The following is a 12,605-nucleotide window of genomic DNA, read 5'->3' on the forward strand; positions in this document are numbered from 1 at the left end:
CATGGCGTTTCGTTCAGTTTTCAAAGAGCAATTCGTTTCTTTCAATGTCGTTTTCAGCGACTTTATTAATATACCATATTAACTCAGTTGGCGTCAACAACTTTTTTGAAATTGTTTTTCGTGTCAACCGCGTTGTTGCGGCGACCTATATAACTATATCAGGGTTATCTTTGATATGCAACCCCTTATTTGAATTTATTTCAGAAAAACAAAAAGGACCCTTTTATTATAGGATCCTTTTGTTTCACCCTATGATAATAAGCTGTATGGCAGCAAGTGCTACAAGACCAGGAATACCTAAGAATCCGGTAACGACAGCAGTTCCTGGATTAATAGGAACATGCAAATCAAAAGGACTTCCGAACGTATTGAGAAAGAACAATAGTAACGCTCCGATCGCAAGCTTGATTAATCCCTGTCCGATCCAACGCAACGGTTTCAGTGGCGCCCCTACGAAAAGAAGCAAAACAATACTTAGGACAAATAAACCAATAATGAGTTTTGGATCCATAATGGGCCTCCGCTCTTTTTCTCAGAATTACTAAATCATATGTCTGTCCAAATAAAAAAGAACGGGAAGTTTGAACTATCCCATTCTTATCTTTCTTCGTTTCGCTTCTTTTAATAGAAAGAAGTATTTCGCTTCATCAACTTTCAGCTTAGCAAGAACTGCCCCAGAGGGTTCTACGCTACGCTCTACAATTTCTTTCTGTTTGTTCCATACTTCTTTTAATTCATATAGCGTCTGAATCAAACGCTCATCAGCTTCCTTGCGTAAATAGCCTCTACGTTTGAAAAACATTTTGTTTCCTCCTGACGCTACAATTCACGACGACCTTCCATTGCTTTAGAAAGGGTGACCTCATCAGCATATTCAAGATCGCCACCTACAGGAAGGCCGTGAGCAATACGAGTAATCCGAATCCCTGTTGGTTTTACAAGACGAGCAATATACATTGCAGTTGCTTCCCCTTCAATTGTAGGATCTGTGGCAAGAATGATTTCCGTCACCTTATCATCCTGTAGACGTTTCAAAAGCTCTGGCACTTTAATATCCTCGGGACCAATTCCTTCAACAGGAGAAATAGCGCCATGAAGCACGTGATAAAGGCCCGTATAGTCTTTCATCTTCTCAATAGCGATGACATCTTTCGCATCTTGAACGACGCAAATAACGGTTTCATCACGATGAGTGTCTGAACAGATCCGACACGGATCCGTATCAGTAATATGATTACAAACAGAGCAATACGTTAGCTGACGCTTCGCATTGACTAACGCCTTTCCGAAATCAAGCACGTCATCATCATTCATTTCAAGAACGAAAAAAGCCAGGCGGACCGCCGTTTTTGGTCCGATTCCCGGCAACTTCATAAAACTGTCGATCAGTTTTGAGATTGGTTCAGGATAATGCACCTGCGTTCCCCCTAAAACATTCCTGGCATATTAAGCCCTTGCGTAAATTTACCCATGTCTTTGTTAACCAATTCATCTACATTACGTAGCGCATCATTTGTTGCAGCAAGAACAAGGTCTTGTAGCATATCGATGTCATCTGGATCCACAACTTCTTCTTTTACAATAACTTCTAGAATTTCTTTATGGCCATTCGCTTTAACAAGAACCATGCCGCCGCCAGCTGAACCTTCAACGACTTTGTCTTTCAGTTCTTCTTGTGCCTTTGCCATATCCTTCTGCATCTTCTGCATTTGCTTCATCATGTTATTCATGTTTCCTCCGCCACCCATACCACGTTTCATAAAAAATTCCTCCTTAGTTATCGTTCAGTTTAAGTTTGAATATCTAATATATCATCGCCAACAAGGCGTCTTGCTTCAGCAATTAATGGATCTTCTGCTGGCTCCCCACCCTTTTCGTCGGGTTCTGGTTCATCTCTTGTCTTCAAGAACTCAGCGCGGATTTCCTTCCATTCTGTTTCGACTATAGCAACCATTTCAAGCTGTTTGCCGATCGTCCGTGAAAGTACTTGTTCAAGCGTACCACGAATGTTGTCTTTCGTTGCCATCTGGCAGTGCATATCGTACTGGAAAGATAGCAAGAAGGAGTTATCGGTAGCTGCCACTGGCTCGCTATCCTTTAACCAGGCGTGAGCAGAGACTTTTTCCTGACGGACGTTCTCCATCACTTCGCCCCACACACTTTTTACTTTCATTAAATCCTGCTTGGTCGCTTTCTTCAGCATCTCTTTTATTCTACCATGAGATACACCAGATTTCTGTCTAGAAGGTTTAAATTGTTTCTTCTGTTTCGGTTCACTTGTTTCTTCTTGTTTAACCGTAACACCTTGCTCTTTCAGTGTCTTCAGTTCACCCTCAAGCTTCTGAATACGTTCAAGCAATTCGCTCTGATCTTGAGCAGGTTGACTCTGACTGCTGGTTTCATCCTGACAAATTTGTACGAGAGCTAATTCAAGGAAAATCCGCGGATGGTTTGTCCACTTCATCTCTTGCTGACTACGATTCAACGTCTCGATCACCTTGTAGATCCAATCTTTCGCTGATTGGTCACCTAACTGCTGAAACGTTTCATCAATTTTCACTCGTTCAACAACCTCTTCAAGCTGAGGGGCCGTTTGATAAAGTAATAAATCACGATAGTAATAGATCAGATCTTCAAGGAAACGTGCAGCATCTTTCCCGTGATCCATTAATTCTTCCACTGCATTCAATGCTTCCGCCACATCTTTATGATGGAAAGCCAATGCGATTTTTGAAATCATTTTTTGAGACACGCTTCCTGTTACAGCAAGCACATCATCTAATACAACTTCCGCCTCACTATATGAGATCGCCTGATCAAGAATACTTAAAGCATCTCGCATTCCGCCATCTGCTGCTCGAGCGACTTGATAAAGAGCATCTTCTTCTACCTCAATATCCTGCGCATGAATAATGGTTTGTAACCGTCCCACAATGTCCTGCGCTGTTATCCTTCTCATATCAAAACGCTGACACCTTGAAATGATTGTTAATGGAATTTTATGAGGCTCCGTCGTTGCAAGGATAAACACCACATGCTTTGGAGGTTCTTCTAATGTTTTAAGAAGAGCATTAAACGCTCCCGTTGAAAGCATGTGAACTTCATCTATGATATACACCTTATAAGAAACAGAACTTGGTGCATACTTCACTTTATCGCGAATATCACGAATGTCGTCGACCCCTGTATTAGAAGCCGCATCAATTTCTATGACATCAGAAATTGATCCATCAGTGATGCCAAGACACGCTGAACATTCATTGCACGGTTCAGCTACTGGTGCCTTCTCACAGTTAATCGCCTTCGCAATAATTTTGGCAGCACTCGTTTTTCCCGTTCCTCGAGGTCCTGTAAACAAATAGGCGTGAGAGATTTTTTGCTGCATGAGTGCGTTCTGAATTGTTCTTGTAACATGCTTTTGACCAACCACATCTTCAAACGTTTGCGGTCGCCAAACGCGGTATAGCGCTTGATAACTCATTCGCCTACTCTCCTCCTAACCTCTTCATACGTTTCTATTATACCGTTTCATCGCCTTTAATTCAAAAGACAATCCTACCAAAACGATACTAAAAAACTCACCCTTTTAAAAGAGTGAGTTTGAGCATTTAAATTAAGTAAACCGTGCACCTTCCTTCGATAAAGCCACCACAGGCGTTACCTGAACAGTTAGCTCGATCCGGGCACTCCCGCGGCACACAGAGGGTACCTACTTACTGCTGCTTCCTTCCGGACCTGACAGGATTCATAGGACTCTGTTGCGCAGGACCCGAATGTCAACACCACTTATTCAGGTCAGACCCTGCAGTGGCTAAACCTCGGGAAGGGATTCAGTCTCGCTATAGCGGATTGCGAGTACAGGGCACCGCTAATTCCCCACCTAGCACGGCAAATTTGATAATAATGTTGTGCACTCGAATGGTGCAAGATAAAGTATATCGCATTTCGACCATTTTAGCAACAGGCCAAATACTCCATTAAATGTAAATGGCGGAGGCGAGAGGATTTGAACCCCCGCGACGCGTGAACGTCCTAACTGATTTCGAGTCAGCCCCCTTCAGCCAGACTTGGGTACGCCTCCATCAATCGTTGTCTCACTGACAAAAAGACTATATCATGTCTTTTCAGGATTTTCAATGAATGATAGTTGTTCCTTCTTTCGACGCTTTTCTTCTTTTTGTTTTAATCGTAATTGGCGAAAAAATGTCGATAACATTGTTCCACATTCCTCTTCACATACACCAGCCGTGACAGCGGCTTGATGATTAAATCGGTCGTCATCAAGAAGATTCATTAACGTACCCGCACAACCACCTTTTGGATCAGTAGCACCATACACCACTCGCTCCACTCGTGACAACACAATGGCGCCGCTACACATAGCACAAGGTTCGAGCGTAACGTAGAGCGTGCAGTCTGTTAAACGCCATGACCCTACTTTCCGACATGCTTCATCAATCGCAAGTAACTCAGCGTGCGCAACGGCTCGTTGTTCCGTTTCTCTAAGGTTATAAGCTGACGCAATCACTTTTTCTTCTTTTACAATGACTGCACCAATTGGTACTTCTCCTATAGCGGAAGCTTTCTCCGCTTCCGCCATTGCGAGTCGCATAAAATACTCATCTTTTTCAAGTTGATTCTGCATTTCTTTCCCTCCATAACGGTCGTTTTATCTATGAACGGTTTGGGTAAACTACATATTATTCCAATTTATTTAAAGGAGAGGAGTTCACATGGGTAAAGAACATATTGAACATAGTCATCAAGACACTTCCGCTGCACTTTTATTAATCGATGTAATCAACACCATGGATTTTGAAGATGCTGAACTTCTAGCAAGATACACAGAGGAAGCAGCTGACAATATTAAATCGTTAAAAGAACAGGCAAAAGCAAAAGGTATGCCTGTGATCTATGTTAATGATAATTACGGCTTATGGCAATCTGATTTCAAAAAGGTGATTAACTATGCTGCAGAGGCAAATGGCCAACACCTTGTTGATCGATTGGAGCCTGAAGATGATGATTACACAGTCGTTAAGCCAAAGCACTCTGGCTTTTTTTCAACACCACTTTCAACCCTACTGAAATACTTAAACGTTAACACCCTTATTTTAACTGGTTTTGCCGGAAACATTTGTGTGTTGTTTACAGCAAATGATGCATACATGAGAGAATATGATCTTTATATTCCATCCGATTGCTGTGCGTCTAACGTTAAAGAGGATAATGATTATGCTCTTCGTTTAATGGAAGGAAACTTAAAAGCCAACACCCAGGCTTCAAGTGAATTAAACTTAGACAAGCTTATTGAAAAGGCGAACCAACGAAATACAACAACAGCTTATGAAGGTTAAAAAAAGCCCCTCTTCTTGAGAAGAGGGGGCAATCATTAAGAGCTTGTTTGAAAGTAAGCAGGTCTTTGCTCAAAGGCAGCATTTAAATAAGTGACCATTAACTTATCATCGAAAAGCTTGCTGCCTTTACGAAGGCTTTGACAGTAGCCATCTCTAAACTCAAGACGATCAATTAAAAAGGAATGGCTGTACCCACTATTCACAGTTACTTCAATCACACGCTCTTTCGCTGTAAAGGTAAGGGTCGTGTCATTGATCTGGAAGCGCACTTCTTCAAGATACTTTGAATGATAAAGACAGGTCATGCAGCGAACAACTTCATAATACCCTCCGTCAGTCGACACACGCTCTGTTTTATATCGCTTTAGATCAGAGTCAATATACATCATCACATCCTGAACCTTTTTCGTCGACATCGCCAATTGGACACTTGTATTTAAAGATTGATAGAAGCGTTTTTTAATCCCCACTTTATAGAAAACAAGCCCCATACACCATGTGACAATAAGAACAGGTAGCAAAATGGTTAGAATGTCTTTTTCAAAAATCGTCCAATCATAGTACCAAATGAGAAAAAGAACGGCTATCGAAAAAAGAATGCCTGCTAAAAAAGTTTGAGGACGATAATCGCGAAAGTCATTTTCTGCTTTCGCAAGCTCTGCTTTTAACCATTCAAGCTCATATAAGTCAAAACGCTGCAGCTCTTTTTGCTGCCAGGCCGCATCATGCATCCACCCTTCCGAACGTTTATGATGCAAGAACCCTTTAAAAAAATTATGTAGATGTGAATTAGTTTCCATCTTCCGCTCAATCGTTTGCCTAAAAGCACGGTCATATTGCCGAGCAATCGCACTCATACCCTGAGCAGCGATGAGAAGGATAAGTAATAATAAGAAAAGCTGTCCCCACGGATTATCTGCGAATACGGATTGTAAACCATCAATCACGGGAGAAAGCTCTGATTTAAGATTGATCCCAACGGCACGAAATAATTCAGCCAATGTCCCTTTCCAATCGTCCAACTTAAAATCCTCCCAACTCTCCAAACTACTTCTATCATATCACCTTTAGGTCTCTTTAGCTTGCATTTTTTAACAATGTTTCCTACTTATAATATGCATTAATCGTCCAGTCTGTTTTCACATACACAGGTAGGTTTGTGATAGTAACTTGAATGCTTTGAGACCTTTCATAGAAACCACGATCAATCATGAATACAATTCGATCTCGCTCCCTATCAAGTAAGTTTAGATTGCGAATTTCTTCCTTTTCATTCATCGCTTCGATTTTGACCTGCTTTTTATACTTCATATTTACGTATGGCGCTTCAGAAACAACTGAATTCACCAATAAGTTAAAAGTGACACCGTCCTCGTTATAAAAGAGTGTATCTTTAACTATATCAGATCCATAAATCGATTGAATCGGCTCGGCTAACTGATGTGTGTACGTTGATTCTTTAATCTGCTTATAGATTTCGTACTGATTTGGATCAACATCAAATCTTACTTCCTTTGAAAAGTTGGCAATCAGCCCATCGAGGTGAATAGCTTCAGGTAGCTTCGTTCCAGCTGTAAAAGAAGCTGAGTATTGCCCGCCGCTTAGCTCCTCCACTAATAACGGTGCTATCTCTTTCTCATTGGCGGAAACCATCAATTCAATATGAGCGATTGTCGGAAAAGGAGAATCGATCTCTACTATGAGCCGACAATCAGAAGCCGTCTCCTCCCAGCGAGAAACAGTTACTGTAGTATCGTCAAATCTCTTTGTCTCATTAATTTGTTTCGTATTCTTTGTTTCCTTTTTATATTCATAAGAGATAGGGACGTTAATCTTAGCTGAACGATTTCCACTTACAATGGTTGTAAGTGCCCCGTTCCAATTCCGAAGTGGTTCGTTCGTCTTGGAATGAGCGACAGATTGAAACGTTCCCTTCATATAATAGTGATCACCAAATAGAACACCTTCTTCTGTTTCAACGAGTTCCAATCTAGAAACTTCACCAGAAGAATCGTCCATCACAAGCTGATCGATTTTCGGAAGAGCTTCTCTATTTCTTGTTAGGACAAATTCACTATTCGACACATCCACATGATAGAAAACATAGACGTTATGTCGAGAATACCAGACGCCATCCAAGTTTATTTTAAAATCATCTCGCAGTGGCATATCTTTTAATGATTGATAGTCTCCAGACTGAATCGCGAGTTCAAGCCCAGGAGTTGTCTGTATAAAATAAGGACCGATGTCCTCAACCTTTTCCACAGTTAAAACGTCATCGGGTACACTCTTGTCCTTTCCAATGACTGTAAACGTAATAAATACCGCTCCTAACAGAACAATGAGCGCAAGCCATTTACGCTTTCCCATACCAATCCACTCATTTCCGCTGAATCGTTGGTTACTCTTTCGCTATCCATGGCTGTGTTTCCTTTTATGTAGTTGTGCATATCGTTAAAGTGGTATAAAAATATGAAGGTAGGAAATGGAGGGAAAAGACAAAATAAAAAACCCTTATCATATAAGGATTTAAATGGTGGCCCCGAGAGGAATCGAACCTCCGACCTGCGGTTTAGGAAACCGTTGCTCTATCCCCTGAGCTACGGGGCCGAATGACTAACATTATACAGCAAAATCTTATAAAGCAAAAGCATCGTGCAAAATAATTATCGCGCGATCGATGGATCGCGCGATGTCCGTTCATTTCCCCAATTTGTTATTCCGTGACCCAGCTCTTCATATAAGTCTCATCTTCATACTGCTGCACCTGTTCGATGACTTTAAGCGGTCGGAACGTGTCGATCATGACTGCAAGCTCGAGCGTTTCTTTTTTGCCGATGCTTGCCTCAATTTTCCCCGGATGTGGCCCGTGTGGAATGCCTGAAGGATGAAGCGTAATCGAAGCTTCCTCGATGCCTTTTCGGCTCATGAAGTTTCCTTCTACATAGTAAAGCACTTCATCACTATCAACATTGCTATGAAAATATGGTGCTGGAATAGCATCTGGATGATAGTCATAGAGCCTTGGTACGAAGGAGCAGACGACAAAGTTATGCCCTTCAAAGGTTTGATGGACTGGCGGAGGCTGATGAACTCTCCCTGTAATCGGCTCAAAATCATTAATATTGAACTTCCATGGATAGAGATAGCCATCCCAGCCAACAACATCAAGCGGATGATGATCGAACATATGACGATGCAATCCACCACGTGTTTTTGTCACAACTTCATACGAACCTTTTTTATCATATGATAGAAGGCATTCAGGACCATCAATATCACGTTCGCAGAAAGGACTGTGTTCCATCAGCTGACCGTATTCATTTCGGTATCTTCTCGGTGTCGTAATCGCACTGTTTGCTTCTATTACGAGCCAACGGTTATCTTCTCCGTCTGGAATAACACGGTAGATTGTTCCGATTGGCATAACGATATAGTCGCCCGGTTTATAAGAGAGCTCCCCAAACATCGACTCAATTTTGCCTGACCCATGGTGGATAAAGAAAAGCTCATCTCCGTCACCATTTCGATAAAAATAGTCCATCGGCTCTGTTGGGTTTACCACACCGAGGATCACATCCTCATTACCCAGGAAATAACACCGCTCGACAACTGCATCGCCCTTTTTGTCGTATTGTGCTGTTTGGAAATGACGATGACGTAGCGCAGATTCTGCCTCATACTCAGGCGTTGTCTTTTTTATAAAAGTTGCTTCCGTTACTGCTGTTGGAAAATGGTGATGGTACAAAATCGATTGGATTCCTGAAAACCCCTTCGTCCCCATCACTTGTTCCCGGTATAAGGATCCGTCTTCTCTTTTAAAAGTGGTGTGACGTTTAGACGGTATCTCCCCCATCGTCCGATAGTAAACCATGTGCATCCTCCTCTCCAACGACATTTGAAAGTGTGCCTAGATGAGCAATAGACAAATCAACTCGATCACCAGGCTTAAGGAATTCACGTCCCGATTGTTCAAGAATACACCCGCTTCCAACCGTACCTGAACCGATTACTTCACCAGGATATAAGGTCACATTACGTGAAGCCTGTTCAATGAGCTCGCCAAAGGAATAATACATCTCTTTCGCATTTCCCGAGGAATAACGCTCGCCATTTACGAACGCTTCCATATGCAAATCAAGCTTTCTTTGATCAAGAGAGAACTCATCAGCCGTAACAAGAAACGGGCCGAAAGAAGTAGCAAAATCTTTTCCTTTTGCTGGCCCTAAGCCTACTTTCATTTCTTGTGCTTGCAGATCACGTGCGCTCCAGTCATTCATGATCATAAAACCGAAAATGTAGTCTTTCGCCTGACTTGCTTTAATATTGCAACCTTCCTTCCCAATGACGCAGGCAATTTCTAGTTCATAGTCTAACTTTTCACATGCTTTGGGACGTAGGATAACATCTTCTGGACCTTTGACAGCAAGATGATTTGAAAAATAGAAAACTGGAATCTCGTACCACTCAGGCACAACATCAAGTCCTCTTTTCCCCCTTGCAGTGACCACATGCTCTTCAAAGGCGTAGAAATCTCTGATGCTCGTTGGACGAGGAAGAGGCGCATATAGCGTGATATCCTCTAGCGCGTAATCTCCATTGCGGCATTGCTCAATGAGCGGTTGGTACTGAGGATAATCAATAATAATCCTCACGAGATCTGCTGGAATAATTCCGTTAGAAGCGTCATGTAATCCGATAATACGTGAGTCTTTGTAAATACCCGCCTGTGTTTTCCCATCTACTTCGAAAGTAACGAACTTCAATCGTCTCAGCTCTTTCCATCAGGAGATGTTTTGCGAATTAATGTAAAGGTATCCGCTACCGCTCTCGTATACTCTTGACCAGCGAGTCGTCCTACCGGTTGGAGCATCGCTGTATCTATCTTCCCATCCCGATATAATGCATCACGTACGTGCACCATCACTACTTTGCCAATAACAAGGCTACCCGAGCCTTCATGATCACCAAACTCCACAATTTGATCAAGAACACATTCGAGCTGCACGTCACTCTCTTCCACTCTGGGAGGGCTAACCAGATCACTTTCAGCTTTTGTGAGACCTGATTCAAGAAACTCATCTGTTCCTTTTGGAAAAGGTATTGAGCACTCGTTCATTTGCTCGACAATTTTTTCACCAACGATATTAATCACAAATTCTCTAGATTCTTCAATATTTAAAAGGGTATCCTTCTTATCGCCTTCTCCCGCTTTACGCATTGGCGCAAAACAAACCATCATGGGGTCAGCACAAATGCCTGTAAAAAAGCTAAAAGGCGCCAGGTTTACTTCGCCCACTTTATTTATCGTGGAGACGAAAGCAATTGGACGAGGAAGGACAGATCCAATTAATAATTTATAAGCCTCTTTCCAGGCTAATGTATCGGGTTGAACTTTCATGAGTGAGGCAACTCCTTCTTATAGTAGGTTGAAGCTAACTTCTATAAGTTGCCTCTACGTTCCTGCTCTCGTTCAATCGCCTGAAATAATGCTTTGAAGTTACCTTCCCCAAACCCTTTTGCACCTTTACGCTGAATAATCTCAATAAACAAGGTTGGTCGATCGACAACAGGCTTTGTGAAAATTTGCAATAAATACCCTTCATCATCACGATCCACCAGGATCTTCAACTCACGAAGTTTACTAATCTCTTCATCAATCTCACCTACTCGCTCAGTGAGCACATCATAATAATCATCTGGCGTTTCAAGAAACTCAACACCACCATCACGAAGTTTTCCAACGGTATCAACAATATCATTCGTTAAGACGGCAATATGCTGAACGCCAGGGCCATTGTAATAATCGAGGTATTCTTGAATTTGCGACTTCCGCTTCCCGTTTGCAGGCTCATTAATCGGGAATTTAATGCGTCCCCCGTTGTGCATCACCTTCGACATTAATGCAGAATACTCCGTGCTAATGTCTTCATCATCGAAATGTATCATTTGTTTAAAGCCCATCACATTCTCATAATAAGAAACCCACTCTTCCATTGATTCTACGTTTCCAACGCAGTGGTCAATGCCGAGCAAGCCTGTTTCCTTCGCCGGAATTGTCCCTTCAAACTTTTTGTATCCTGGCAGAAAAAGCCCAGAGTAGTTTTTACGTTCAACTAACGTATGAATCGTATCACCATACGTGCCGATAACGGCCATTTTTACAACACCGTTCTCATCTTTGTATTCTTTAGGTGGGCTTAGCTCAATCGCGCCTCGCTCAGCAGCTTCTTTGTAAGCGCTATCAACATTTTCTACAGTAAGAGCAATATCTTTCACGCCATCCCCGTGCAATTTAACAAACTCTGCAATTGGATGATCATTCGACAGTGCGCCTGATAAAACGAGGCGGATATTATTCTGTTGCAATACGTAAGAAACCTTTTCACGATCCCCTGTCTCAAGTCCTGAATAAGCAACGGGCTTAAATCCAAATGCCTTACAAAAATAATGACTCGCCTGTTTCGCATTTCCAACATAAATCTCCAAATAATCGACGTCACGTACCGGGAAAAAATCAGCCGTTTCCTGTTGATTTTGATTCAACATTTGCTCCTGCACAATCATCCCTCCAAGAATAGTTTGTCACTCAGCTTAAACGTATAGCTTTTTCCATTTCCTTTCAAGAACACCTGCTAAAGCCATAACGCATTAAATGAAAAGCGGAAGTGGGCGTTTAGACACGGCAGGCACTGGAGCCTTTTCATTTGAACACGTTCTTTGTGTTCGGATGAAAAGGTGAAGTGACCGAGTGTCTGCCCACTGCAGCTGGATCTACGAAAAGCGGAAGCGCCCGTTTAGCCTCGACAAGCGCTGGAGCCCTATAAAAAGAACACGGTTTTTGTGTTCATTTTATAGGGTGAAGCGATCGAGAGGCTGGGCGCTGCAGCTGGATCATAAAAAGCGGAAGCGGGCCGTTTAAATCCGTAGGATGTTGGAGCCCTTGGGAATGAGACGCTTTTTGTCTCAATCTCAAGGGTGAAACAGCCGGAAGATTTGGCCCACTGCAGCTGGATCTCACGAAAAGCGGAGACGAGCGTTTAGAAACGGAGATATTGGAACTCTTGAACGAGAACACGCTTTTTGTGTTCTGGTGAAAGAGTGAAATATCGCAGTTTCTGCGAGTCGTAGCTGGATCTCACGAAAAGCGGAGACGAGCGTTTAGAAACGGAGATATTGGAACTCTTGAACGAGAACACGCTTTTTGTGTTCTGGTGAAAGAGTGAAATATCGCAGTTTCTGCGAGTC

Annotated in this window: 13 protein-coding genes, 2 tRNA genes and 1 other RNA gene; 1 reads left to right on the forward strand and 15 read right to left on the reverse strand. The window is 42.4% G+C overall.

Features of this window, described 5'->3' with window-relative positions; translation table 11 throughout:
- Positions 1-244 precede the first annotated feature (244 nt).
- From LCL91_RS21595 to tadA, 8 genes are all read right to left on the reverse strand, one after another.
- Positions 245-511 carry a pro-sigmaK processing inhibitor BofA family protein gene (locus tag LCL91_RS21595; RefSeq protein WP_098445654.1) on the reverse strand — a complete coding sequence of 89 codons (267 nt, stop codon included), beginning with the start codon at positions 509-511 and terminating at the stop codon, positions 245-247.
- A gap of 75 nt (positions 512-586) precedes the next feature.
- The gene (locus LCL91_RS21600) at positions 587-802 is read right to left on the reverse strand and encodes a YaaL family protein (protein ID WP_098445653.1); all 216 of its coding nucleotides are present in this window, start codon (positions 800-802) and stop codon (positions 587-589) included.
- A gap of 17 nt (positions 803-819) precedes the next feature.
- Complete coding sequence (gene recR, locus LCL91_RS21605) at positions 820-1,416, reverse strand: recombination mediator RecR (RefSeq protein ID WP_160921685.1); 597 nt, start codon at positions 1,414-1,416, stop codon at positions 820-822.
- Between the two features lie 11 nt (positions 1,417-1,427).
- On the reverse strand, positions 1,428-1,748 hold the full coding sequence (locus LCL91_RS21610) for a YbaB/EbfC family nucleoid-associated protein (RefSeq protein ID WP_098445890.1): 321 nt from the start codon (positions 1,746-1,748) through the stop codon (positions 1,428-1,430).
- Positions 1,749-1,789: 41 nt separating this feature from the next.
- Positions 1,790-3,481: a DNA polymerase III subunit gamma/tau gene (dnaX, locus tag LCL91_RS21615; RefSeq protein ID WP_224885522.1), complete on the reverse strand. Its 1,692-nt coding sequence runs from the start codon at positions 3,479-3,481 to the stop codon at positions 1,790-1,792.
- A gap of 141 nt (positions 3,482-3,622) precedes the next feature.
- Positions 3,623-3,889: signal recognition particle sRNA large type (gene ffs / locus LCL91_RS21620), an RNA gene on the reverse strand.
- A gap of 99 nt (positions 3,890-3,988) precedes the next feature.
- Positions 3,989-4,081 (reverse strand) — tRNA-Ser (locus LCL91_RS21625).
- Between the two features lie 33 nt (positions 4,082-4,114).
- Positions 4,115-4,645 (reverse strand): tRNA adenosine(34) deaminase TadA, encoded by a 531-nt coding sequence (tadA, locus tag LCL91_RS21630; protein WP_224885523.1) that lies wholly within the window; start codon positions 4,643-4,645, stop codon positions 4,115-4,117.
- An 88-nt stretch (positions 4,646-4,733) separates the two neighbouring features.
- Here tadA and LCL91_RS21635 point away from each other — a divergent pair, with 88 nt between their 5' ends.
- Positions 4,734-5,357 carry a cysteine hydrolase family protein gene (locus tag LCL91_RS21635; protein ID WP_224885525.1) on the forward strand — a complete coding sequence of 208 codons (624 nt, stop codon included), beginning with the start codon at positions 4,734-4,736 and terminating at the stop codon, positions 5,355-5,357.
- A gap of 35 nt (positions 5,358-5,392) precedes the next feature.
- Here the strand turns inward: LCL91_RS21635 and LCL91_RS21640 are convergent, their stop codons facing one another.
- From LCL91_RS21640 to hppD, 7 genes are all read right to left on the reverse strand, one after another.
- Entirely contained in the window at positions 5,393-6,379 is a 987-nt protein-coding gene (locus LCL91_RS21640) for a hypothetical protein (RefSeq protein ID WP_224885527.1), read from the reverse strand.
- A gap of 82 nt (positions 6,380-6,461) precedes the next feature.
- The gene (locus LCL91_RS21645) at positions 6,462-7,727 is read right to left on the reverse strand and encodes a hypothetical protein (RefSeq protein WP_224885529.1); all 1,266 of its coding nucleotides are present in this window, start codon (positions 7,725-7,727) and stop codon (positions 6,462-6,464) included.
- Between the two features lie 164 nt (positions 7,728-7,891).
- Positions 7,892-7,967: transfer RNA gene (locus tag LCL91_RS21650), tRNA-Arg, on the reverse strand.
- 106 nt (positions 7,968-8,073) lie between these two features.
- Complete coding sequence (locus tag LCL91_RS21655) at positions 8,074-9,231, reverse strand: homogentisate 1,2-dioxygenase (protein WP_425589710.1); 1,158 nt, start codon at positions 9,229-9,231, stop codon at positions 8,074-8,076.
- A complete protein-coding gene (locus tag LCL91_RS21660; protein WP_224885533.1) occupies positions 9,194-10,123 on the reverse strand; it encodes a fumarylacetoacetate hydrolase family protein in 930 nt (309 codons plus the stop codon). Before LCL91_RS21660 ends, LCL91_RS21655 begins: the two co-directional genes overlap by 38 nt.
- A gap of 5 nt (positions 10,124-10,128) precedes the next feature.
- Positions 10,129-10,758 carry a flavin reductase family protein gene (locus LCL91_RS21665; RefSeq protein ID WP_224885535.1) on the reverse strand — a complete coding sequence of 210 codons (630 nt, stop codon included), beginning with the start codon at positions 10,756-10,758 and terminating at the stop codon, positions 10,129-10,131.
- A gap of 41 nt (positions 10,759-10,799) precedes the next feature.
- A complete protein-coding gene (hppD, locus tag LCL91_RS21670) occupies positions 10,800-11,906 on the reverse strand; it encodes a 4-hydroxyphenylpyruvate dioxygenase (RefSeq protein WP_224885537.1) in 1,107 nt (368 codons plus the stop codon).
- Between the last annotated feature and the right edge of the window lie 699 nt (positions 11,907-12,605).

This window comes from Guptibacillus hwajinpoensis, from assembly GCF_020171785.1.
Classification (GTDB): domain Bacteria; phylum Bacillota; class Bacilli; order Bacillales; family Guptibacillaceae; genus Guptibacillus; species Guptibacillus sedimenti.

What these genes read in the sequence shown, in the direction of transcription:
- dnaX (WP_224885522.1), bottom strand. Translation starts at nt 3,481, where the DNA reads ATGAGTTATCAAGCGCTATACCGCGTTTGGCGACCGCAAACGTTTGAA.
- LCL91_RS21600 (WP_098445653.1), bottom strand. Translation starts at nt 802, where the DNA reads ATGTTTTTCAAACGTAGAGGCTATTTACGCAAGGAAGCTGATGAGCGT.
- hppD (WP_224885537.1), bottom strand. Translation starts at nt 11,906, where the DNA reads ATGTTGAATCAAAATCAACAGGAAACGGCTGATTTTTTCCCGGTACGT.
- tadA (WP_224885523.1), bottom strand. Translation starts at nt 4,645, where the DNA reads ATGCAGAATCAACTTGAAAAAGATGAGTATTTTATGCGACTCGCAATG.
- LCL91_RS21645 (WP_224885529.1), bottom strand. Translation starts at nt 7,727, where the DNA reads ATGGGAAAGCGTAAATGGCTTGCGCTCATTGTTCTGTTAGGAGCGGTA.
- LCL91_RS21635 (WP_224885525.1), top strand. Translation starts at nt 4,734, where the DNA reads ATGGGTAAAGAACATATTGAACATAGTCATCAAGACACTTCCGCTGCA.
- LCL91_RS21595 (WP_098445654.1), bottom strand. Translation starts at nt 511, where the DNA reads ATGGATCCAAAACTCATTATTGGTTTATTTGTCCTAAGTATTGTTTTG.
- LCL91_RS21610 (WP_098445890.1), bottom strand. Translation starts at nt 1,748, where the DNA reads ATGGGTGGCGGAGGAAACATGAATAACATGATGAAGCAAATGCAGAAG.
- LCL91_RS21665 (WP_224885535.1), bottom strand. Translation starts at nt 10,758, where the DNA reads ATGAAAGTTCAACCCGATACATTAGCCTGGAAAGAGGCTTATAAATTA.
- LCL91_RS21655 (WP_425589710.1), bottom strand. Translation starts at nt 9,231, where the DNA reads ATGGTTTACTATCGGACGATGGGGGAGATACCGTCTAAACGTCACACC.